The sequence below is a fragment of the Gordonia terrae genome (assembly GCF_001698225.1).
Classification (GTDB): Bacteria; Actinomycetota; Actinomycetes; order Mycobacteriales; family Mycobacteriaceae; genus Gordonia; species Gordonia terrae.
Genome location: NZ_CP016594.1, coordinates 3,481,183 through 3,502,701, shown reverse-complemented (window position 1 = coordinate 3,502,701; position 21,519 = coordinate 3,481,183). Strand labels below are relative to the sequence as shown.

The 21,519-nt window shown below is 69.6% G+C and carries 20 protein-coding genes and 1 riboswitch; of the genes, 14 read left to right on the top strand and 6 right to left on the bottom strand.

Going from position 1 to position 21,519, the window contains the following annotated elements; translation table 11 throughout:
• Window positions 1-2: 2 nt before the first annotated feature.
• A complete protein-coding gene (gene ctaE, locus BCM27_RS15640) occupies window positions 3-614 on the bottom strand; it encodes an aa3-type cytochrome oxidase subunit III (protein ID WP_081487040.1) in 612 nt (203 codons plus the stop codon).
• Between the two features lie 153 nt (window positions 615-767).
• Here ctaE and BCM27_RS15635 point away from each other — a divergent pair, with 153 nt between their 5' ends.
• Both BCM27_RS15635 and trpD read left to right on the top strand, forming a co-directional pair.
• Window positions 768-1,253 (top strand): hypothetical protein, encoded by a 486-nt coding sequence (locus tag BCM27_RS15635; RefSeq protein ID WP_033203925.1) that lies wholly within the window; start codon window positions 768-770, stop codon window positions 1,251-1,253.
• A 22-nt stretch (window positions 1,254-1,275) separates the two neighbouring features.
• The gene (gene trpD, locus BCM27_RS15630) at window positions 1,276-2,346 is read left to right on the top strand and encodes an anthranilate phosphoribosyltransferase (RefSeq protein ID WP_004022909.1); all 1,071 of its coding nucleotides are present in this window, start codon (window positions 1,276-1,278) and stop codon (window positions 2,344-2,346) included.
• A gap of 37 nt (window positions 2,347-2,383) precedes the next feature.
• Here the strand turns inward: trpD and BCM27_RS15625 are convergent, their stop codons facing one another.
• Both BCM27_RS15625 and BCM27_RS15620 read right to left on the bottom strand, forming a co-directional pair.
• On the bottom strand, window positions 2,384-2,662 hold the full coding sequence (locus tag BCM27_RS15625; RefSeq protein WP_004022908.1) for an Lrp/AsnC family transcriptional regulator: 279 nt from the start codon (window positions 2,660-2,662) through the stop codon (window positions 2,384-2,386).
• Between the two features lie 26 nt (window positions 2,663-2,688).
• Window positions 2,689-4,491 carry a DEDD exonuclease domain-containing protein gene (locus BCM27_RS15620; RefSeq protein WP_033203923.1) on the bottom strand — a complete coding sequence of 601 codons (1,803 nt, stop codon included), beginning with the start codon at window positions 4,489-4,491 and terminating at the stop codon, window positions 2,689-2,691.
• 612 nt (window positions 4,492-5,103) lie between these two features.
• Window positions 5,104-5,335: riboswitch (cyclic di-AMP (ydaO/yuaA leader) on the top strand.
• A gap of 16 nt (window positions 5,336-5,351) precedes the next feature.
• Between BCM27_RS15620 and BCM27_RS15615 the strand changes: the two genes are divergently transcribed.
• The 4 genes from BCM27_RS15615 (at window position 5,352) to BCM27_RS15600 (ending at window position 9,830) form a co-directional block, all read left to right on the top strand.
• Entirely contained in the window at window positions 5,352-6,035 is a 684-nt protein-coding gene (locus BCM27_RS15615; RefSeq protein WP_004022905.1) for a C40 family peptidase, read from the top strand.
• 232 nt (window positions 6,036-6,267) lie between these two features.
• The gene (locus BCM27_RS15610) at window positions 6,268-7,305 is read left to right on the top strand and encodes an NlpC/P60 family protein (protein ID WP_004022904.1); all 1,038 of its coding nucleotides are present in this window, start codon (window positions 6,268-6,270) and stop codon (window positions 7,303-7,305) included.
• A 6-nt stretch (window positions 7,306-7,311) separates the two neighbouring features.
• Window positions 7,312-8,706 carry a hypothetical protein gene (locus BCM27_RS15605; RefSeq protein WP_004022903.1) on the top strand — a complete coding sequence of 465 codons (1,395 nt, stop codon included), beginning with the start codon at window positions 7,312-7,314 and terminating at the stop codon, window positions 8,704-8,706.
• Complete coding sequence (locus BCM27_RS15600) at window positions 8,706-9,830, top strand: glycosyltransferase family 4 protein (RefSeq protein ID WP_033203921.1); 1,125 nt, start codon at window positions 8,706-8,708, stop codon at window positions 9,828-9,830. Before BCM27_RS15605 ends, BCM27_RS15600 begins: the two co-directional genes overlap by 1 nt.
• 37 nt (window positions 9,831-9,867) lie before the next feature.
• Here the strand turns inward: BCM27_RS15600 and BCM27_RS15595 are convergent, their stop codons facing one another.
• Entirely contained in the window at window positions 9,868-11,676 is a 1,809-nt protein-coding gene (locus tag BCM27_RS15595) for an AMP-dependent synthetase/ligase (protein ID WP_004022901.1), read from the bottom strand.
• A gap of 108 nt (window positions 11,677-11,784) precedes the next feature.
• On the opposite strand from BCM27_RS15595, the gene BCM27_RS15590 reads away from it, so the two are divergent.
• The 6 genes from BCM27_RS15590 to BCM27_RS15565 all read left to right on the top strand — a co-directional run bounded on the left by BCM27_RS15590 (window position 11,785) and on the right by BCM27_RS15565 (window position 16,528).
• On the top strand, window positions 11,785-12,240 hold the full coding sequence (locus tag BCM27_RS15590; RefSeq protein ID WP_004022900.1) for a hypothetical protein: 456 nt from the start codon (window positions 11,785-11,787) through the stop codon (window positions 12,238-12,240).
• Complete coding sequence (locus BCM27_RS15585; protein ID WP_004022899.1) at window positions 12,240-12,677, top strand: SRPBCC family protein; 438 nt, start codon at window positions 12,240-12,242, stop codon at window positions 12,675-12,677. The genes BCM27_RS15590 and BCM27_RS15585 overlap by 1 nt, the downstream gene beginning before the upstream one ends.
• A gap of 20 nt (window positions 12,678-12,697) precedes the next feature.
• A complete protein-coding gene (locus BCM27_RS15580) occupies window positions 12,698-13,921 on the top strand; it encodes an ArsA family ATPase (RefSeq protein ID WP_004022898.1) in 1,224 nt (407 codons plus the stop codon).
• Between the two features lie 206 nt (window positions 13,922-14,127).
• The gene (locus tag BCM27_RS15575; RefSeq protein WP_004022897.1) at window positions 14,128-14,661 is read left to right on the top strand and encodes a hypothetical protein; all 534 of its coding nucleotides are present in this window, start codon (window positions 14,128-14,130) and stop codon (window positions 14,659-14,661) included.
• Complete coding sequence (locus BCM27_RS15570; RefSeq protein ID WP_004022896.1) at window positions 14,661-15,668, top strand: ROK family protein; 1,008 nt, start codon at window positions 14,661-14,663, stop codon at window positions 15,666-15,668. Before BCM27_RS15575 ends, BCM27_RS15570 begins: the two co-directional genes overlap by 1 nt.
• A 152-nt stretch (window positions 15,669-15,820) precedes the next feature.
• A complete protein-coding gene (locus tag BCM27_RS15565) occupies window positions 15,821-16,528 on the top strand; it encodes a lysophospholipid acyltransferase family protein (protein WP_004022895.1) in 708 nt (235 codons plus the stop codon).
• Window positions 16,529-16,532: 4 nt separating this feature from the next.
• Here the strand turns inward: BCM27_RS15565 and BCM27_RS15560 are convergent, their stop codons facing one another.
• Window positions 16,533-18,104, bottom strand: a complete 1,572-nt coding sequence (locus tag BCM27_RS15560; protein WP_033203919.1) for a mannosyltransferase — start codon at window positions 18,102-18,104, stop codon at window positions 16,533-16,535.
• A 103-nt stretch (window positions 18,105-18,207) separates the two neighbouring features.
• On the opposite strand from BCM27_RS15560, the gene BCM27_RS15555 reads away from it, so the two are divergent.
• A complete protein-coding gene (locus tag BCM27_RS15555) occupies window positions 18,208-18,690 on the top strand; it encodes a polyadenylate-specific 3'-exoribonuclease AS (protein ID WP_004022893.1) in 483 nt (160 codons plus the stop codon).
• A gap of 43 nt (window positions 18,691-18,733) precedes the next feature.
• Complete coding sequence (locus BCM27_RS15550) at window positions 18,734-20,125, top strand: class II 3-deoxy-7-phosphoheptulonate synthase (RefSeq protein WP_033203917.1); 1,392 nt, start codon at window positions 18,734-18,736, stop codon at window positions 20,123-20,125.
• Window positions 20,126-20,179: 54 nt separating this feature from the next.
• On the opposite strand, the gene BCM27_RS15545 is transcribed toward BCM27_RS15550, so the two are convergent.
• Window positions 20,180-21,394 (bottom strand): protein kinase domain-containing protein, encoded by a 1,215-nt coding sequence (locus BCM27_RS15545; protein ID WP_004022891.1) that lies wholly within the window; start codon window positions 21,392-21,394, stop codon window positions 20,180-20,182.
• Window positions 21,395-21,519 lie beyond the last annotated feature (125 nt).

The following is a 21,519-nucleotide window of genomic DNA, read 5'->3' as shown; positions in this document are numbered from 1 at the left end:
TGTCATCGGATGAAGTAGATCGTGACGAAGAGTCCGATCCACACGATGTCGACGAAGTGCCAGTAGTAAGAGACAACGATTGCGGCGGTTGCCTGCGCCGGCGTGAACTTCGACAGCTTGGTCCGGATGAGCAGGTAGACGAACGCGATCAGACCACCGATGACGTGGAGGCCGTGGAAGCCGGTCGTCATGTAGAAGACCGAGCCATAGGCGTCTGACGCGAGGGTCGTGCCGTGCTCGACCAGGTGGTAGTACTCGTACGCCTGACCGCAGACGAAGAACGTGCCCATTGCCAGGGTGATGACGTACCAGCGGCGGAGGCCGAAGACGTCACCGCGTTCGGCAGCGAAGACGCCCATCTGGCAGGTCACCGAGGAGAGGATCAGCACCGTCGTCACCGGGATGGCGAGGGCGAGATTCAGCTCGGTCGGCGGCGGCGGCCAGCCGACCGCCGAGTTGGCACGGGCGACGAAATACATCGCGAAGAGGCCAGCGAAGAACATGAGCTCACTGGACAGCCACACAATCGTGCCGACGCTGACCATGTTGGGCCGGTTCAGCGAGTGCACGCGCGAGGTGATGGCTGTTCCTGAGGTACCTACAGCGCTTGTCACAAGTGAAGTATGACGGTTCGTAGTAAGCGGTGGCCACCCGGGTCGGAAATTGCCTCCGAGTAATTCTCCCGGTGCAGGTCCGCGCCGGTATCGGCCGGCCGTCGGCGTGTCCTGGAGGCGCCTGGCGCGGGCCCGGCTCGCTACCGTGTGTTCATGTCGAGTTCGGCCTCACCCGGCCCCCGCGATCTCAACGGCCGTGTGGTCGAGCAGAGCCGCTTGGCCCGTCTCCGTGCGCGCCTTCGCCCGCGTGCCGAGGCGGGACCGCTGACACTGGACCAACGGGTGGAGGTGGTGGCGAGTTCCGATGACGATGCGATCGCGAGTTCGGTCGCCCTCGACGCGTCGTCGTGGCGGGCGGCCGAGGAGGTCATCCTGCGCCATCACGTCGAGGTGCCGCCCGAGCGGCGGTCCGAGGCGGCGGCCGTCGCCGCCTTAGACGGCTACGAGTCGGTCGAGGACGAGCGCTGGGGACCGAGACCGGCGGCGCGCGAGGACGGACTGGTCGTCCTTGTCCTGGCGCGGGTCCAGTTGCTCGACGCCATGCATCTGTCGCAAGAACGATCCCGCATGGCCAGCCTCGGCTCGCGGCACGGCGGATTCGTGCGCGAGTGGGCCGTCCTCCAGCGTCCGTCCGGCTGAGCAGACACTAGGCTTTCTCCTCGTGAGTACCGCACAGTCCGACTTCAGCTGGCCGCAGATCCTCGGCAAGATCGTCGATCGCCTCGACCTGAGCGCGGACGAGGCCGCGTGGGCGATGAACGAGATCATGACCGACAGCGCGACCGGCGCTCAGGTCGCCGCCTTCGGCGTCGGCGTGAAGATGAAGGGGGCGGCGCCCGCGGAGCTCCTCGGATTGTCGCGGGCGATGCTCGATCACGCCACGCTCGTGGACGTCAGCCGGCCGGCGGTCGACGTGGTCGGCACCGGCGGTGACCGGTCGCACACGGTGAACATCTCGACGATGACGTCGATCGTCATCGCCGCCTCGGGGGTCGCTGTGGTCAAGCACGGCAACCGGGCGGCGTCGTCGAAGAGCGGCGGTGCCGACGTGCTCGAGGCGCTGGGCGTGAACATCTCCCTCGACGCCGCGGCGGTCGCCCGATGCGTCGACGAACTGGGGATCGGGTTCTGCTTCGCGCCCGTGTTCCATCCCGCGTTCCGGTTCACCGGCCCCCCGCGCAAGGAGATCGGCATCCCGACCGTCTTCAACGTGCTGGGGCCGCTGACCAACCCCGCGACACCGTCGCGCGGGCTCATCGGATGCGCATTCGCCGACCTGGCCCCGGTCCTGGCCCGGGCCTTCGCCGAGCGTGGCGGCTCCGCGCTGGTGGTCCGCGGCGACGACGGTCTCGACGAACTGACGACCACCACCACGTCGACGGTGTGGCAGGTCATCGCGGGGCAGGTCAACGAACTCAGCGTGGATCCCACCGATCTGGGCATCGCGCGCGTTGAGCTGTCGTCTCTGCAGGGCGGTGACGCGACGGTCAATGCCGCGATCGCGCGCGAGCTCCTGGCCGGGACCACCGGTCCGGTCCGCGACGCGGTGCTGCTGAATTCGGCCGGGGCCATCGTCGCCTTCGAACAAGACGCACCCATGACCTCGGCGGAACTGACCGACGCGCTGGGCGCGGCGAAGGGCCGCGCCGCGGAGGCGATCGACAACGGTGCCGCCGCGGACCTGCTGCAGCGGTGGGCCGATCTCAGCGGTCAGCTCGCGGCACACGCCTGACGACTACAGGGCCCTCATCACTTGACGTCCTGGTGAGTCAGTTCTCGCCGATGGAGAATCCGCCCTCGACGTCGGAGCTGGAGTAGCTGCGGAAGGCGATGTGGGTGGCGCTCTTGAGCACGCCCGGGAGCCGGTTGATCTCGCCGGTGACGACCGTCGCGATCTGCTCGTGGTCGCGCACCCGGATCTTCGCGATGAGGTCGACGTCGCCCGCGCAGGAGTACACCTCTTCGACCCCGGGGATGTCGGCGACGGCCTGTGCCGTCTCCGGGATGCGGTGGATGTCGGCCTGGATGAGGACGATGGCAGTGATCATGCCGTCAGCCTAGTGGTGTGTCCCGGTCAGCTCGCCCGCCGCACGCGAGGGTCGGTGACGGGCCTGGCCGCACGTGCGTCGTGCGCCGACTGCGACCAGCCGAGCCGGCGTTCGGCGGAGCCGGCCGGTAGTGCGACCGGCTCGCTCGTCGAGACGATGCGCGCGCCCGGCTCGGTCATCCAGCGGTAGACGAGACCGACCTCCTCGGCCGGCGCGCCGCGCAGCGGTCCGTCGCCGGGCAGCACGGTCTCGGCCGCGGCGACCAGCGCGTCGACGACGGGCATGGGGGAGACGCCGCGTCGTGCCCGTCCGGCTGCCGCGAGGCGTCCGTGCCGGATCACCGCGAGCTGCCATCCCCGTTCGCCGTCGGGTCGCGCGACGACGATCTCGGCGATCGCGCAGAGCGCCGCCAGCCGCTGACAGCGGGCGAGGGTGTCTATTGTCAGCGCGAGCCGGTCCCGGTGTCGCGCCGCGGTCTCGAACATGTGGGCCTGCGCGAGGTCGGCGAGGCGTGCGGTGAGGCCGTCGAGGAGTTCGTCGGCCTCACCCCGCATGAGCCGTCGAGCCGCGGTGACGCGCGGGGAGTAGTCGGGGACCGTCTGTGGTTGCGTGGTGGCGGCCCGGCACGAGCCCGGGCGTCGGTGCCCGTCGGCGTCGGGGCACCAGTGGTAGCCGTTGGCGCCGAGCCGCTGGGTGCACGTCCGCAGGCCCGCGGCCGCCGAGATCACATCGGCGACGGTCGCCGCGTTGGTGCGGTTGCCGACCGGGCCGACGGATTCGTCGGTGGGCGTGCGACTGACCTTCAGGCGCGGGAAGCGTTCTTCGGTCAGGGTCACCCACCATCCCTTGTGCGGCTGCGTCGAACGACGGTTGTACGCGGGTGCGTGTGCGCCCAGCAGCCGTAGTTCGCGAACCGCGGCCTCCAGGGGATGGGAGCACTCCACGAAGTCGACCCGTTGGGCGAGGAGCACCATCTCGGCGATGCGGCGACGCGGGTCGCTCCCGCTGAAATACGACCGGACCCGACGGCGGAGGTCCACCGCGGTACCCACATAGAGGACCTCGTCCGACGGTCCGCGGAAGAGGTAGACACCGGGACGGGAGGGAACGTGGTCGGCCAGCGTGCGCTTGGCCCGTAGCCGCGGGTCGGTCCGTGGAAGGTAGGACGTCAGGTCACCGACGGTCGCGATGCCCTGGTTGCCGACGCGTTCGAGGAGTCGGTGGAAGACCTCCACCGTGGCGCGCGCGTCGTCGAGTGCCCGGTGGGTGGGTCGCACCGCGACGTCGAACAGGTCGGCGAGGGCGCTGAGCTTGACGGTCGGTGCCTCGTCGCGGGTGAGGATGCGCCGGGCCATGGTCACCGTGCACAGGGTCAGGCCGAACGTCCACGGGAGCTGGAGCCGGATCGCGTTCTGGCGCAGGAAGCCCATGTCGAATCGAGCGTTGTGCGCCACCAGGATGGAGCCGCGGGCGAACTCGAAAAACGAGGGCAGGACCGACTCGATCCGCGGTGCGTCGGTCAGCATGGCCGTGGTGATGCCGGTCAGGGTGACGATCTGCGGCGGGATGGGCCGGCCGGGATCGACGAGGGTGGCGAACTCGCCGATGATCTCGCCGCCGCGGATCTTGACCGCGCCGATCTCGGTGATCCGGTCGCGTGCCGGATCGGAGCCGGTGGTCTCCAGGTCGACCACGACGAGAGTCGTGTCGAAGAGGGAGCGGTCGCTGAACTCGTTCGACGAGTCACCCGTGGCCACCTGATCGGCGGCCTCCAGGTCGGCGAAGGTGAGCTGCCCGGCGGGGGAGCCGGCCACGCTGGTCTGCGTCACCCGGCGAACACTAGTTCGATCCACCGACAGCGCGGCGGCGGCGCACCGAGCGTCGCTCATGTGACTGCTGTGACTGCTGTGTCGATCGCTGTTCGACGGACTTGTCGGTGGTCGCTCCTACTCTCCACCTGGACGTGAGAAATGCGGTGCTCTCACGGCGACCACGACCCCTACGAGGGCCGACACGGCCCCGCCTCACCGGATGAGATGGAGATCACACTATGTACGTCGACTGCGCGCGCTGCCCCGCCCGTCCCGTCGCCTGTGACGGGTGCATGATGACGGTGCTGTTTGGCGGTCCGAGCTGGGACGATATGGCGGACCAAGGTGGAGTTTCGGTAACGGTGGCAACGGTCGAGGCGGACGCCGAGATCGACCTCGCCATCGACGTTCTGCAGGCTGCTGCAATGGTGACGAGTGGTGCTGCACGATCTGCAAGATCCGCCAAAGAAGCAGTTCAGGGGCCAGATCGGCACGCCTCTGTGACGGTCCTCAGGGCGGGCTGAGAATCGGCCCAGGTTTGGCTGTCCGTCGCCTAGTGGACAGGGCGCATCCGATTTCGTAACCTTTCTGAGACCTTGCGGAGCGTCCCGCTTCAACAGAAGTGGTCCGCAGTAGTCACCGCTCAATCGCCCTCGCGGCGAACCGGGGAACCACAACCTTCGGGCGGGCTCGTCGGAGCGCATCACCATCGATGCGCTTCTCGCGAAACCGTTCCGAATCGGGGTGAATCGCGTTGCCACGCATGAGTGTCCAGTGGATACCTCATGCGCGAAACACGCGTAGGGCCACTCTTCCGGCCCGAACCCGACAGCTAACTCGGTCGGCGGTACAGGAAGATCTGAAGGAGAACTCGCTTCGTGGCCAAACATCGTTTGGAACAGCCCAATCGTGGCAGCACGGTCGCCAAGAAGGCGGTGATCGCCGGATCGATCACGCTCGGTTCGCTCGCCGCCGCCGCAGGCCCTGCTCTCGCCGCCCCGGTCCACACCCCGCTGGGCACTTTCGAGATCCCGGCTCTGCCCGGTGCGAAGGCCCCGGAGGCCAAGCCCGCACCTCAGGCCACACCCGTGAAGAAGTCGCCCGCGGCCACGGTCGAGATCCCCAACCTGGGACAGTTCACCGTGCCGGGTATCGCGCCGGACCAGATTCCGCAGCAGTTCCGCCCGCAGGGCGGCGCCCCGCTGGGCCAGCCGCAGCTGACCGCAGGTGAGAAGGCCGTCAAGGCCGCGGAGAGCAAGATCGGCTCCCCGTACTCCTACGGCTCCGCCGGCCCCAACGCCTTCGACTGCTCGGGCCTCGTCTACTGGTCCTACAAGCAGGCCGGCAAGAACATCCCGCGTGACAGCTACGGCCAGCTCGGTGGCGGACGCGCGGTGTCCTACTCCGACGCCAAGCCCGGCGACGTGATGATCTTCAACGGTGGCGGCCACGCCGGCATCTACGTCGGCAACGGCCAGTTCGTCCACTCGTCCAACTACGGCACGCCGGTCAAGCGCGACGCCGTCAAGGAATGGACGCTGACGGGCATCCGTCGGTACTGACCACAACCGAACACGAACAGACTGAGCACGAGGGTCTCTGGACGGGCGGGTCGCGTGGATCGCGATCCGCCCGAACCAGTCCCGGGGGCCTGTCGGCGGCCTAGGGTGGTCGACGGGACGTGGGGCACGGGTGACGACGACCCGGGTTGCTCAGGGAGCGACGAGCACACACGAGGGAGTGAGTAGGACCGTGCTGATCGGGGAGGGACGGGCTCGCGCAACGCGGCCACGTATGCGTTCGGGTCCGCTGATGCTTGCGGTCTGCGTCCTGTCGGCGCTCGCCGTGCTCGTACCGACGGTCGGTGGCGGGGGCGGTGCCGCCCGCGCGGTGCCCGCACGTTCGGCGGATCAACTGCTCGACCGTTACAAGCAGCTCGGCGTCGACGCGGAGAAGACCACCGAGGCGATGCACAACGCGAAGATCGAGTACGACAAGCAGCGCGGCATCGTGACGGCGGCCAAGACAGCGGCGGCAGAGGCGCAGCAGAAGCTCGACACGAGCCGTGCCCAGCTCGCGGTGCATCAGAACCGGGTCGACGCGATCGTGCGCGCCAGCTACCAGGGTGCCCGCGTGAGCGGCCTCTACGCGGTGATGATCAGCGACTCCCCCCAGGCATTGCTCGACCAGATGTCGGGCCTGGACATGATCTCCCGTCAGGCGTCGGCGGATCTCACCGCCATCAAGAAGGTCCGTGCTCAGACGGCGGTCGCAAAGAAAGACGCCGAGCAGACGGCAGTGGCGGCCTCCGAGGCGGTCTCCCGCGCCGAGCGCGTGCGCGGTGATCTGCAGACGAAGCAGGCCGACCTGCAGCTCCAGGCGATCCAGATCCGGGCGATCTACAAGTCCATGACCGGCAAGCAGCTCGCCGCGCTCCGCGGACCCACCTTCGACTTCGATCCGCGCCTGGTGCCCAGGGGCACCGCTGCCGGACTCGTCGCGGTCCAGGCCGCCCTGACCCGGATCGGTGATCCGTACGTGTGGGGCGCCACCGGACCCAACTCGTTCGACTGCTCGGGTCTCATGGTCTGGGCGTTCAAGCAGGCGGGCAAGACCATCCCGCGCTCGAGCGAGGCGCAGATGGGTGGCGGGCAATCCGTCGGCCGCAACGATCTCAAGCCGGGTGACCTGATCATCTACTACCCCGACGCGCACCACGTCGGCATGTACGTCGGCGACGGCTATGTCATCCATGCGTCGACCTTCGGCGTCCCGGTGAAGGTGGTGCCGATCGACGAGGCCGGCCCGTACAACTCCGCCCGCCGGTTCTAGTCCCCGGTGACCCCACGGCGCAGACGTGCCGGCCCGGCCTTTGCCGCCGTCGTCCTGACCGTTGTCGTGGCCACCGGATGCGGCACGGTCGGAATTCCGGGAGGGGGCTCGTCCACCGCACCCGCGTCGTCGACCACCGAGGTCAACGTCTACGAGCGTGATCGTGCCGCGGGGGTGACCCGACTGCTCGACTCGCTCACCGAGACCGTGCGCTCCGGCGATGTCCGGGCGATCGGCGCCCTGTTCGACACCGCCGCGACGCCGGCGTTCCGGAACAGATTCGTCACCGCGACCGGCACATTCGCGCCCCGCCGGTTCATGCCGCGGGACGGTCGTTCCGGGATCCTGCGGTTCGCCACGTTCACGTATCAGCTGGCGCCCACCGAAGAGGCGGAGGTGCTCGTCCCCGGCGAGCTCCAGGAGCTCCTCGACGCCGCGGGCAGTTCGGACTCCTGGGTGGCGCCGGTGGAGCTGCGCTACGCGCTCGGCGGCGAGACCGCCCCGGGTATCGCGGAGTCCGAGGTGGTGGTCGGTACGCAGTTCGTGGTCGCCCGTCACGGCGACGAGTGGCGCCTCGTCGGCGACGCCGAGGCCCTGGGGCGCGAGCCGCCCCCGACGCAGATGTGGGAGCTGCCCGGACTCCAGGTCGCCGACACCGCCACGGCCGGCGGTACATCGGTGGTCGCGTCGTACCTCCGGACAGCGCCGACGGTGGCGACGCTGCGACGTGAACTGCCCGGGGCGGTCGACGCCGTCACCGCGTTCTGGGGTGAGTCCTGGGATCGTCGTGCCGTCGTCGTGGCGACCGCGACCGACGACCAGTTCACCGCCCTGGTGCCCGACGGGCGCGCGGCCACCGGCGCGGCAGCCGCCGCCACGGTGCACAGCACCGTGGACCTGGTGCAGCGCACCGCGACCGGTCAGCGGATCATCCTGACCCCGACGGCGCGGGAGCTCGCGCCTCCCACTCTCGCCGTCGTGCTCCGGCACGAGCTGACGCACGTCGCCGCCCGCACCTCCACCGCTCTCGACGCGCCGTTGTGGATCACCGAGGGCGTCGCCGAATACGTCGGCCGCAAGGGCACATACACGCGGTTCGCCGACGCCGCGCCCGATCTGACTGCGGCCGTGCGCACCGGTGCGCTCCCGGCGGGCACACCCGCCGATGCCGACTTCGCGATGGACGGGCAGACTTCACTGGTGGCTTATCAGAGTGCGTGGTCGTTGGCCGCCTACGTCGCCGATCGATTCGACGAGGCCCACCTGAAGAAGATGTACATGGGTGTCGCGGCGTCGGCCGTGCCCGCGGCCCAAGACGCGGCGATCACCTCGACCCTCGGGCTGACGCGCGCCGAACTGATCACCGGCTGGCAGCGCTGGCTCGTCCGGCAGGTCGGCTGATGACCCGGACGTTGTTGCTCACCAACGATTTTCCGCCCCGGCCCGGTGGTATACAGTCCTACCTGCAGAACCTGGTGGATCTGCTGCCGCCGGAGGACGTCGTCGTCTATGCGCCTCGCTGGCGGGGCGACTCGCACGAGAAGTTCGATGCAGCCGCGGCCTACCGGGTGTACCGGCACCCGACGACCCTCATGTTGCCCACGCCGTTCGTCGCCCGCCGCGCCGCCGAGATCGTGCGCCGGGAACAGATCTCGACGGTGTGGTTCGGGGCGGCCGCGCCGCTGGCCGTGCTGGCGCCGGCGATGCGCCGTGCGGGCGCGCAGCGGATCATCGCGAGCACGCACGGCCACGAGGTCGGGTGGTCGATGCTCCCGGGCGCGCGCCAGGTTCTCGGTCACATCGGTCGCCACTCCGACGTGATCACCTTCGTCAGCCGCTACACCCGCGGCCGGTTCGCGTCGGCCTTCGGTGCGCGGGCGGCGCTGGAACATCTGCCCCCGGGTGTCGACACCGAGCGCTTCGCCCCGGACCCGGTGCTGCGTCAGCAGTTTCGCGACCGTCTCGATCTGGGGGAGCGACCGACGATCCTCTGTCTGTCGCGTCTCGTGCCACGCAAGGGACAGGACGTCCTGATCCGTGCGTTGCCGCTGATCCGGCGCACGATTCCCGACGCCGCGCTCGTCATCGTCGGTGGAGGTCCCTACGCGAAGACCCTGCGCGACCTCGCCGCCGACACGGGGGTGGCGGGTGATGTCGTCTTCACCGGTTCGGTGCCCGCCGACGAACTCGCGGCCTACCACAACATCGCCGATGTGTTCGCGATGCCGTCCCGGACGCGGGGTCGTGGACTGGACGTCGAGGGGCTGGGCATCGTCTACCTGGAGGCGTCGGCGTCCGGCGTGCCCGTGGTCGCGGGTCTGTCCGGTGGTGCGCCGGAGACCATCGACGAGGGGGTCACCGGGACCGCCGTCGACGGCACCGACGTCGACGCCGTCGCCCTGGCCATCCTGTCGATCCTCTCCGATCGTGCGGCGGCGGCCGAGATGGGCCGGGCCGGACGGCGTTACGTCGTCGAGAACTGGCAGTGGAGCCAGATGGCGGCCCGCCTGCGCCAGTTGCTCTGAGGGCAACCGGCGCCGGCGGACCACGCCGGCGGCGAGCTCACCGCTGGTAGATCGCCTCGATGTCGCCGGCGAACTTCTCCACGACGACGTTGCGCTTGACCTTGAGGGTCGGTGTCATCTCGCCGGTCTCCTCGGTGAAATCGGTCGGCAGGATCCGGAACTTCTTGATGGCCTCGGAATGCGACACCGTCTTGTTGGCGAGGTCGACGGCCGACTGGACCTCGGCGCGCAGGTCGGCGTCGTCGGCGAGATCGGCGACCGTCGCGGACGCGGGCTTCCCGGTGCGTTCCTTCCACGCCGGGAACGCCTCGGGATCGATCGTGATCAGTGCGGCCACAAAAGGTTTCGCGTCACCGACGACGGTTGCCTGCGAGATCAGGGCGTTCGCGCGGATGACGTCCTCGAGTCCGGCGGGGGAGACGTTCTTGCCGCCGGCGGTCACGATCAGTTCCTTCTTGCGCCCGGTGATCGTGATGAATCCGTCGGCATCCACGGTGCCGAGGTCGCCGGTGTGGAACCAGCCGTCGACCACCGCGGACGCGGTGGCTTCCGGGTTCTGCCAGTACTCGGTGAAGACGACACCGCCGCGCAGCAGCACCTCACCGTCGTCGCCGATTCGGACAGCGTTGCCCGACAACGGCTTCCCGACACTGCCGATCTTCGACGCCGACGGGGTGTTCACGCTGAAGGCGGCGGTGGTCTCGGTCAGGCCGTACCCCTCGAAGACGGGCACGCCGACGCCGGAGAAGAAGTGTCCCAGGCGGGCGCCGAGCGGAGCGCCGCCGGAGATCGCCATCTGACACTCGCCGCCGAGAGCGGCGCGGAGCTTCTTGTAGACGAGGGCGTCGAAGACGCCGTGCTTGACCTTCAGCGCCAGACCGACCTGCCCCTTCTCCGTCGCCTGCGAGTAGGCGATCGCGGTGTCGGACGCGGCGTCGAAGATCTTGCCCTTGCCGCCGTCGTGCGCCTTCTGCCGGGCGGTGTTGTAGACCTTTTCGAACACGCGCGGCACCGACAGGATGAGTGACGGTTTGAAGACGGCGAATTCGTCGACCAGGTTCGGGATGTCGCTGGTGTGTCCGACCTCCGCGCCGGCCTCGATGGCGACGAGCGTGATGGCGCGGGCGAGCACGTGGGCGAGGGGGAGGAACATCAGCAGACGCTTCTCGTCGCGCGCGATGACCTTGTCGAGGATGTCGCCGGCGAGGACCGCCCGCACCTCGGAGAGCATGTTGGCGTGGGTCAGTTCACAACCCTTCGGGCGTCCGGTGGTCCCCGAGGTGTAGATCAGGGTCGCCGGATCGGCGGCCTTGACGGTGGCCCGGCGGGCTGCGACCTCGTCGTCGTGGACGTCGGCGCCCGCCGCGACGAGTTCGTCGACGGCACCCGGCGCGTCGGTGCGGTCGATCTGGAAGACGGTGACCGGCGTGGCGAGGGAGTCGATGGACTCGAACTCGGCGCGATGACCGTCGTCTTCGAGGACGATCGCCACCGCGCCGGAATCCTGCATGATCCACTCGATCTGACCTGCGGAGGACGAATCGTAGATCGGGACGGTGATCGCGCCGGCCGACCAGATCGCGAAGTCGAAGAGGTTCCATTCGAGGCGGGTGCGCGACAGCAGTGCCACGCGGTCGCCGGGATTGACGCCGGAGGCGATCAGGCCCTTGGCGATCGCGGAGATCCGGGACGCGGCGTCGGCGGCGGTGACCGGCTCCCACCGGTCGTCCTGCTTGTGGCGGAACACGATGTGCTGCGGTGATCGCTCCGCCAGGCCGAAGATGATGTTCGTGCAGTTCTCGTCGTCGGCGATCGAGAACTTCGCGGGCACGCTGTACTCACCCATCGTGGTTACCCTCCAGTAGACATCAGTCACCGAATCGTATCCCCGCTGCTGAATCGGACTGATCGCGACGTCGGTTTCGGGTGCACTACCCTGCGCCGACGCGAGTATGTGAAGCTAGTGGGCGTGACGAGCATCCAGGTGGCCGACGAGGTCTTCGTCGCCGCGGCACCGCCGTCGGCAGCCGCCGTGATCGGCGACCCCGCCAACTGGCGCAAGTGGTGGCCGGACCTCCGGCTGGCGGTCACCGAGGACCGGGGCGAGCAGGGCGTGCGCTGGCGGGTCGAGGGTCCGGTGTCGGGGACGATGGAGATCTGGAACGAGGCGGTGCTCGACGGCTTCGTGCTGCACTACTTCCTCCATGCCGAGCCCACCGCCCCGCTGCCCGAGGATCCGCGAGCCCGGGCCGACGTGCTGGCCGAGGCCAACAAGCAGCGTCGGGTGACGGGCAAAGAGGTCTCCTTCGAGGTCAAACGACTACTCGAGGACGGCCGTGTCGTCGGCGGCCCCGCTGCGGGCCACGACCGGGCTCCCGGACCGCACACGACCGCGACGGGGGCACGGTGATGGCCGACCACACCGAACGCGACATCGTGATCGGCGCCGATGCCGACGCCATCCTCGCCGTCATCGCCGACTTCGAGCACTACCCCGAGTGGGTGACCGCCGCCCGCGAGGTCGAGGTGCTGCGCGCCGATGAGTCCGGCCGCGCCCTGGAGGTTCGCTTCGTCCTCGACGCCGGTGTCCTGCAGGACACGTATGTGCTTGCCTACGAATGGGATCCGAACACCACATCGGTCTCCTGGCGCCTCGTGTCGAGTGATCTGCAGAAGGATCAACGCGGCCGCTACATACTCACCCAGCAGGTTCCGGGATCGACGAAGGTGACCTATGAACTCATGGTCGATCTCCAGGTGCCGATGATCGGACAGCTGAAGCGACGCGCCGAGAAGGCCATCACCGACGCCGCACTGAACGACCTCAAGAAGAGGGTCGAAGGCTGATCGATCTCACACCCATCCACGTGGTGCTCGGTCCGGGGGGTTCTGGTGTCTCCGCGATCGCAGCCGCCGGCGCGACCCGGCGTCCCGCCGCCAACCGGGCGGCCCGCGCGACGCCCCGATCGGGCCTCGCCGTCGCCGAACCCGACACGCTTCTCATCACCGTCGACCGCTGGTCGCCGGTGCACGACTGGGCGCGGGTGTATCGCCGGCCGGGTGAACCCATCGTGGTGTCCAAGTACCTGCACCTGCTGAGCCTCGATCGGCTGGACCTCACCGAACGCACGTGGTCGGCGTTCGCGGAGGTGCTCGAGCAGACGGTGAGCCGCAGCAAGACGATGCTTCCCGGGGTCGGCGTACTCGCGGGCATCGATGCCGCCGAGCTCACCGCACTGCCCGGGATCGACGACTTCCTGCTCCTGCGGCGTATCCGCGACGAGGCGGTCAGCGGCCGGTGGCAGCGGATCGTCGTCGACTGCTCCGGGTGTGGTGACCCGCTCCAATTCCTGCGTGGCGGAGCGGTTCTCAGCCAGGCGCTCAACCGGTTCTGGCCTCGGCACCGGCGTCTCGCGATGGCCGCCGAACGTCCGATGGCCGCCCAGCTGACGGCCGCGGTCGACGCCATCGACCGGGACTGCCTCGACATCGCCGAGCTGTTCGCCGACCCACACGCGGTCGCGGTACATCTCGTGCTCGCCGCCGACGACCGGAGCCGGCGGCTGACCGGGTATCACCTCGCCGCCGCCGACCTCATGGGATTGCCGTTGGCCTCGGTCCAGGTCAACGCGGGTGTCGGTGCCGAGTCGGCGGCCGAGATCGCCGACATGGTGCAGGCCGAACTCGCGGACGCCGTCGGCTCCCGATCCGTGCACGTCCAGGTGGTCGAGAAATCGGCCGACACGATCGATCGCATGGCCCGGCTGCGCAAGCTGTCGGTGACGTTGCCCGAGCCGCACGGCGTCCCGCGGGGGTCTGCCGCGGCCGAGGTCGAGGCGGGTCAGGGCCGCGTGGACGGGAGGCCGGCGGGCCCGGTGTACCGGTTGTCCTGGCCGCAGCGCCTGCCGGATCCGGACTCGCTGGCCCTGGGGCGCAGCGGAGACGACCTGCTGGTGACGATCGCGGGATTCCGTCATCCGGTGCGGTTGCCCTCGGTCCTGCGGCGATGCACGGTGGTCGACGCCGACTGGGACGGAGCGAGGCTGGGGATCGGGTTCGTCCCCGATCCGTCGGTCTGGCCCCGGTCGTAGAACCGATCCGATCAGCCCGCATGCATCGTCGACACCGCGAGTCGCTCCGACGACCAGCGGGAACGGCGATGGTGGAATGATCCGACCCGCTCGGGGTACGTTCGGAGACCGCACTGTTCGACCCGGCAGGGTACGGTGCCGATGACCCCGACGACAGACACGCGGGTGGGTGTACGCGCGGGGCCAGGAGAAGGGGTGAGTTCGCGATGGGCACGGACGACGAGACGTTCCGGCAGGCCGGTGACGGGTCCGCGCACGAGCGTCGAGACGGGCCCGCCGACCCGGTCCGTGACCTGCTGCTCGGGCTGGCCGCCCAGATCGACCACCTGGCCGCTCTCTTCGCGCCGGCTCCGCAGTCGGCCACTCCCGATGGTGGGGATGTGGGAGGCGCCCGGCCGGGGTTCGCGGCCCTCGTCGACGGTGGTCCGCTCGGACATGCGCTCTCCGGGGCATCGGGGGAGATCACCTCGCTGCTCGCGGAGATCGGTGACCTCGTCGCCCGGCTGATAGCGGCCGTCATCGCCGTGCTCGAGGCCATCGCCGAGGCGCTGCGCTCCTCGCCGACCTCATCCGCGACCCCGCGCCAGTACGAGCCGATCGCGGTGCGGGTCAACGTGGCGGCAACCGATCGCGACGCCGGGTCGCCGCGCCCGACCGCACCGCGCCCGACCGCACCGCGCCCGACCGCACCGCGCCCGACCGCACCGCCCCCCGCATCCGGCCCCGGGCAGGAGATCTGATGGGCGACTTGACGATCGGCATCGACATCGGCGGCACCAGCGTGCGTGCGTCGGTCGTCGACGACCGGGGGACGATGCTCGACACGCTCCGCGCGCAGACCCCGCCCACCGCGGACGCGCTCGAGCACTGCCTGGACCGGCTCGTCGGCGAGTTGACATCGCGGTGGGACGCCAAGGCCGTCGGGCTCGCGATCGCCGGTTTCCTCACCACCGACCGCCGGATCGTCCGGTTCGCGCCGCACCTGCCCTGGCGTGAGGCGCCGGTGGCCGAGGAGATGACCAGGCGCGTCGGCATCCCGGTCTTCGCCGAACACGACGCCAACGCCGCGGCGGTGGCCGAATGGCGGTTCGGGGCCGCCGCGCGCGGACACAACACCGTCGTGCTGGCGATCGGTACCGGAATCGGCGCGGGATTCGTCATCGATGGGGAGATCTACCGCGGAAGTTACGGTGTCGCACCGGAACTCGGACATCTCACGATCGTCCCGGACGGGCGTGCCTGCGCCTGCGGCAAGCGCGGCTGCTGGGAGCGGTACTGCAGCGGCACCGCCCTGGTGGACACCGTCGTGGAGTTGCTCGCCGACGGCGACTGGGGACGAAGCCAGCTGGCGGCCGACGTCGCGGCCGATCCCGGGTCGTTGACCGGCCGTCGCGTCGCCCGCGCCGCCGCGGACGGTGACGCCGTGGCGTTGGCGGCGTTCGGGCGGTTCGCGACGTCGCTGGGCCAGGGGCTCGCGATGATCGCCGACATCTTCGACCCCGACCTCATCGTGCTGGCCGGCGGCGTCGGCGCGGCGTCGGGCCTGTTCCTCGACGAGGCCCGGGAACACTATGCCCGGCAGGTCACCGGCGCCGGACACCGCCAGCTCGCTCGCATCCGCGGTACCCAACTCGGCGAGACCGCAGGCGTCGTCGGCGCGGCAGAGGTTGCGCGCCAGGCGATCCGATCGACCGACCGCACCCTGACCGAACCCGGGCCCGAGTCGCGTCCGGCCTCCGGACTCTGAGTGCTTCGCACGGCCTGCCGATCCTGGCCGGACGGTAGAGTTCGACGCGGGTAAGGTCTTGGCGTCGGGGCACCCGGTGCGTTCCGCGGTCTCCGCGGGGCGATCGGCCGGCGGGAAATCATCGGGTCGGTGTGCGCGGCGAGGAGAATCTCATGTGGTACTGGGCATTCAAGTACATCTTTCTCGGCCCGATCCTGCGGGTCCTCGGCCGGCCGACCATCGAAGGTCACGAGAACATCCCGACCGACGGCCCGGCGATCCTGGCCAGCAACCACCTCGCGGTGATGGACAGCTTCTTCCTGCCACTGATGGTGGACCGCCGGATCTACTTCCTCGCCAAGAGCGAGTACTTCACGGGCACCGGCCTCAAGGGCGGATTCCAGCGCTGGTTCTTCACCGCCGTCGGTCAGATCCCCATCGACCGGTCCGGCGCCCAGGCGGCGGAGGGCGCACTCACCGCCGCGCGCCGCCAGCTCGACAAGGGCAAGCTGATGGGGATGTACCCCGAGGGCACCCGGTCGCCGGATGGACGCCTCTACAAGGGAAAGACCGGCCTCGCCCGGCTGGCCATGGACACCGGGGTGCCGGTGATCCCCGTCGCGATGATCGACACCCACAAGTTCAACCCGCCCGGCAGCATTCTCCCGCGGCCGACCCGGGTCGCGGTGCGCATCGGCAAGCCCTTGGACTTCTCGCGCTACGAGGGCATGGAGGGCAACCGCTACATCGAACGCGCGGTCACCGACGAGATCATGTACGAGCTGATGCAGCTCTCGGGTCAGCAGTACGTCGACGTCTACGCCGCGAGTCTCAAGAACCAGGCGCCGTCGGTCGAGCCGCCCGCTGCCGACGCCGCCTGACTGCTCAGCCGGCGTCGCCCACCCGGGTGCCGTCGAGGACGGCGCACAGGTCGGGAATCCAGTCGCGATCCGCCGGCACGATCTCGGCGGTGTCGAAGAGCCGTAGTTCGTCGGCGGAGAACCATCGCACGTCCAGGTGCTCGAGTGCGGTCGGGGTCCCGGACCGCAGGCGGGCGAGGTAGGCGTGCAGGGTCAATCCACCCGGCAGCGCGACGGGGGAGCCCACGGCCCCCAGCGGTTCGACCTCGGCGCCGAGTTCCTCGCGGATCTCCCGGACCAGCGCGGCCGCATGCGTTTCCCCGGATTCGACGCGGCCACCGGGCAGTTCCCACCGGCCGGCGAGTTCGGCCGGACGTGACCGCTGGGCGAGAAGCAACCGACCGTCGACGATGATTGCGGCGGCGACCACATCGGGCGGTCGGGAGTCGCGGGGGTCGTCGCGTGCGGCGCGGGTCGCGATCATCCAGGCGAAGGTGACGAAGGTGGCGACCGGCCACGCGGCTCCGAAGATCGCCTCGAGTGCCGCCGGGGGCTCGGGACCGTACTCGATGGTGATCCGCAGAAGCCACGGGATGCCGAGCCCGGCGACCGCCACCCACATCGCGAGTACGACTCGTGCGCCCCGACGCCTTGACCCGGCGCCGTGGACGAGCCAGATCGCCAGCGGGATGACCCACACCCAGTGATGGACCCACGAGATCGGCGAGATCAGGAGCCCGAAGAACTGCACCACGAGGAGGATGCCCAGTGCGTCGCAGACCGCCCGCCAGGCGAAGACGGCCACCAGGACCGCGACCAGGACGCCGATCATCCAGATCCAGCCCGTCCCGACGTCGAAGCCGACGAAGCGGGACAGGGTGCCACGCAGGCTCTGGTTGATCACCGCCTCGACCGGGCCGATGCGCTCGGCGTCGCCGAACAGGGTGCCGTAGTAGGTCCGGGTGACGTCCGGGAAGAGCAGCAGGCAGCCGAGGACCGTGAACACGAAGGCAGCCGCGGCGGCCACCGCACCCAGGGGCTTGCGGGCTGCCAGATACCAGAGACCCGAGATGGCCGGGGTCAGCTTGATACCCGCCATCAGACCGATGAGCGCACCGCCGGCCAGTACCCCCCGGTCGCTGCGCGCCCAGGTCACCGCCAGCAGGGTGCCCAGCATCAGGAAGACGTTGATCTGGCCGTAGTCGAGGGTGACCCGCACGGGCTCACACCAGATCGCGGGCGCGGTCCACAGGGCGGCCACGGCGTAGACGTCGGTGGTCGACCCGCACAGGCGCAGGGCGAGTACCACGCACGCATACAACGCGCCGAAGGTCGCCAGCTGCCAGCCGATCGCCACCAGATCCCACGGTACGAGGGACAGCGGGTACAGCACGACGGCCGCGAACGGCGGATAGGTGAAGGGCAGCGCGAAGTCGGTCTCACCGGCGTAGGTGAAGACATAGAGCGACCCGTCGGCGAGACCCGCCGAACCGTCGCGGTAAACGTGCAGGTCCACGAAGTTCCTGCCGTTCACGGTCAGCGTGTCCCAGACGAGCCGCGCGATGATCGACGCCGCCAGGAGAGCGGTCGCCAGCACAGACCTGGAGCGCACGAAATACCAGGGTAGACAGGCAGAGGGCGGTATGGCGAAACGGTGCGTGGTGCGCGGGTCGGTGCGCGGGTGTGTGAATACTTGACCCATGCGCTTCTTCTACGACTCGGAGTTCATCGAGGACGGCACCACCATCGAGTTGGTCTCGATCGGGGTCGTCGGTGAGGACGGCCGCGAGTTCTATGCGGTGTCGACCGATTTCGATCCCGGCCGGGCGGGGGACTGGGTGCGGGCCAACGTGTTGCCGAAGCTGCCGTCGCCGTCGTCCTCCGCATGGCGGGACCGCCGCCGCATCCGCGAGGATCTGCTCGAGTTCCTCACCGCGGACGGCACCGACATCGAGCTGTGGGCCTGGGTGGGTGCCTACGACCACGTGGTGCTCTGCCAGCTGTGGGGTCCGATGACCGCGCTGCCGCGGGAGATCCCGCGCTTCACCCGCGAGTTGCGACAGCACTGGGAGGCCGCTGGTCGTCCGGCGCTTCCGCCCACACCGTCGGATGCGCACGACGCGCTGAGCGACGCCCGCCACAACCTGCGCCGCTGGGAGGCCATCGAGAAGGCTCGCGTCTGACCCGCGGACGGGTCGTCGGCCGCGTCTCCTTTACCCTGGACGGGTGGTGAACTGGACCGTAGACGTGCCGATCGACGAGCTCCCCGAGCTCCCTCCGCTACCGGGTGATCTCCAGACGCGTTTCGACGACGCGCTCAGCCGCCCGGCCGTGCAACAGCCGAGCTGGCCGGCCGACGAGGCGCGCAAGATGCGTACCGTCCTCGAGTCGGTTCCGCCGATCTGCATGCCCGCCGAGGTCCAGACGCTCGCCGCGCAACTGGCCGACGTCGCCGAGGGGCGCGCGTTCCTGCTTCAGGGCGGCGACTGCGCGGAGACCTTCGCCGACAACACCGAACCGCACATCAAGGGCAACATCCGCACGCTGCTGCAGATGGCCGTCGTGCTGACCTACGGCGCCAGCATGCCGGTCGTGAAGGTCGCGCGGATCGCGGGCCAGTACGCCAAACCGCGATCGTCCGACACCGACGCCCTGGGTCTGCCCTCCTACCGCGGCGACATGGTCAACGGGTTCCCCGCCGACGCGGCGGTGCGGGCACACGATCCGTCCCGTCTGGTGCGGGCGTACGCCAACGCGGCCGCCGCGATGAACCTCGTCCGGGCTCTCACGCAGGCCGAGGCGGACCTGACGCGGGTGCACGACTGGAACCGTGAGTTCGTCCGCACGTCACCGGCCGGCGCGCGCTACGAGGCGCTCGCGTCGGAGATCGACCGCGGTCTGCGGTTCATGGACGCATGTGGCGTCACCGACTCGAATCTGAACTCCGCCTCCATCTTCGCGTCGCACGAAGCGCTCGTCCTCGACTACGAGCGCGCCATGCTGCGTCTCGCCGACGACCCCGACGGGCCGGGCAAGGTCCTCTACGACCTGTCGGCCCACTTCCTGTGGATCGGCGAGCGGACCCGCCAGCTCGACGGTGCGCACATCGCCTTCGCCGAACTCGTGAACAACCCGATCGGGGTGAAGATCGGGCCCACGACGACCCCGGAGCAGGCCGTCGAATACGTCGAGCGGCTCGATCCGCACAACGTGCCGGGGCGGCTCACGCTCGTCGCGCGGATGGGCAACGGCAAGGTCCGCGACGTGCTGCCGGCGATCGTCGGCGCCGTCGAGGCGACCGGACACAAGGTCATCTGGCAGTGCGATCCGATGCACGGCAACACCCACGAGGCGTCGACCGGTTTCAAGACCCGGCACTTCGATCGCATCGTCGACGAGGTGCAGGGCTTCTTCGAGGTCCATCGCGCGCTGGGCAGCCATCCCGGCGGCGTCCACGTCGAACTGACCGGTGAGGACGTCACCGAGTGTCTCGGTGGCGCACAGGAGATCTCGGACCTCGATCTCGGCGGGCGCTACGAGACCGCCTGCGATCCTCGTCTCAACACCCAGCAGTCGCTCGAGCTCGCCTTCCTCGTCGCGGAGATGCTGCGCGGCTGACACTCTGCTCCCTGCCCCCGGAGGGTGCTGCGCTCGCACCTTCGGGGGAGGGAGTCAGCCGATCGCGAGGAACGTGCTGCCGACCCAGAAGCCGAGGGCGCCGAGTCCCGCGGTGAGCAGCAGCACGACGACGATCCACATCAGGGCGCCCAGGCGGCTGCCGCCGATGAGTTCGGGCTCCACGGCCTCGGGCCGAGCCGTGCGGCGGGTCACGGGACGCGGCGACGGTGCGAGGTCCTCGCGTTCGGCCGCCGGTTGCTCGACCGGGGTGTCGTTCGCCTGCCGTACCGGCTCGGACGCCGGGGTGTGCGGACCCGGCACCGACTGCACCCGCGTGCCGTGCCCGCCGGGATCCGGACTCCGGTAGCGGGACACCGTCTGTCGCTCGGCCGACCGGCGGGGCGCCGGCACCGTGAACGGCGGGAGATCGAGTTCGTCGGCGACGCCGAGGAGCGCCCGCTGCATGTCGAAGCCGTCCACATACCGGTCGGCGGGGTTGCGTTCGGTCGCGCGCAGCACGATCTCGTCGAACTCCTCGGGCACCCCCGCGATCACGTCACCGGGCGCCGGCACATCGAAGCTGAGTCGCTGATAGGCGAGCGCGAGGGGCGAGTCGCCGGAGAAAGGTGTTCTGCCCGTGAGGAGTTCGAACATCATCACACCCATGGAATAGACGTCGCTGCGCGCATCGGCGTGGGTGGACTCGACCTGCTCGGGGGAGAGGTAGGCGGCGGTCCCGAGGATCACGCTCGCCGAGGTCACCCCCGCCTCGGCGACGGCGCGCACGAGCCCGAAGTCGGCGACCTTGACCTCGCCCTCGTCCGAGATGAGCACGTTCTCGGGTTTCACATCGCGATGGACCAGGCCCGCGGCATGTGCGGTGCCGAGTCCGCCCAGTACCGGCGCGGCCACCGCGACGACGGCATGGGGCGGCATCGGGCCGCGTTCGCGCAACAGTTCTCGCAGACTGCCCCCGTCGACCAGTTCCATCACCAGGAAGGCGATGCCGTTGTCGATGCCCTGGTCGTAGACGGCGACCAGCCCGGGGTGCTTCAGGCCGGCGACCGCACGCGCCTCGAACTCGAAGCGGCGCAGGAACTGTGGGTCACCGGAATAGCGGGAGTCCATCACCTTCACCGCGACGTCGCGCCCCAGCCGCAGGTCGACCGCGAGATACACCGCCGACATCCCGCCGCGCGCGATGGGCGCGTCGATCCGGTATCGGTCCTCCAGGACGGTCCCGAGCATCGTGTCGACGGGGGAGTTCACGCTGCCGAATCTACCTGCCGCCCGGGCCGGTCGAGAGCATCGGCACGATGCCGAGACCGACTGTGTTGCCGCCGGGCCTTCGCGGGTCTCGTTCGGCCGGTTGTCTCGACCCGACGGTTTCTCCC

What these genes read in the sequence shown, in the direction of transcription:
- BCM27_RS15635 (WP_033203925.1), top strand. Translation starts at nt 768, where the DNA reads ATGTCGAGTTCGGCCTCACCCGGCCCCCGCGATCTCAACGGCCGTGTG.
- BCM27_RS15625 (WP_004022908.1), bottom strand. Translation starts at nt 2,662, where the DNA reads ATGATCACTGCCATCGTCCTCATCCAGGCCGACATCCACCGCATCCCG.
- BCM27_RS15610 (WP_004022904.1), top strand. Translation starts at nt 6,268, where the DNA reads ATGCGTTCGGGTCCGCTGATGCTTGCGGTCTGCGTCCTGTCGGCGCTC.
- BCM27_RS15600 (WP_033203921.1), top strand. Translation starts at nt 8,706, where the DNA reads ATGACCCGGACGTTGTTGCTCACCAACGATTTTCCGCCCCGGCCCGGT.
- BCM27_RS15595 (WP_004022901.1), bottom strand. Translation starts at nt 11,676, where the DNA reads ATGGGTGAGTACAGCGTGCCCGCGAAGTTCTCGATCGCCGACGACGAG.
- BCM27_RS15585 (WP_004022899.1), top strand. Translation starts at nt 12,240, where the DNA reads ATGGCCGACCACACCGAACGCGACATCGTGATCGGCGCCGATGCCGAC.
- BCM27_RS15575 (WP_004022897.1), top strand. Translation starts at nt 14,128, where the DNA reads ATGGGCACGGACGACGAGACGTTCCGGCAGGCCGGTGACGGGTCCGCG.
- BCM27_RS15570 (WP_004022896.1), top strand. Translation starts at nt 14,661, where the DNA reads ATGGGCGACTTGACGATCGGCATCGACATCGGCGGCACCAGCGTGCGT.
- BCM27_RS15565 (WP_004022895.1), top strand. Translation starts at nt 15,821, where the DNA reads ATGTGGTACTGGGCATTCAAGTACATCTTTCTCGGCCCGATCCTGCGG.
- BCM27_RS15555 (WP_004022893.1), top strand. Translation starts at nt 18,208, where the DNA reads ATGCGCTTCTTCTACGACTCGGAGTTCATCGAGGACGGCACCACCATC.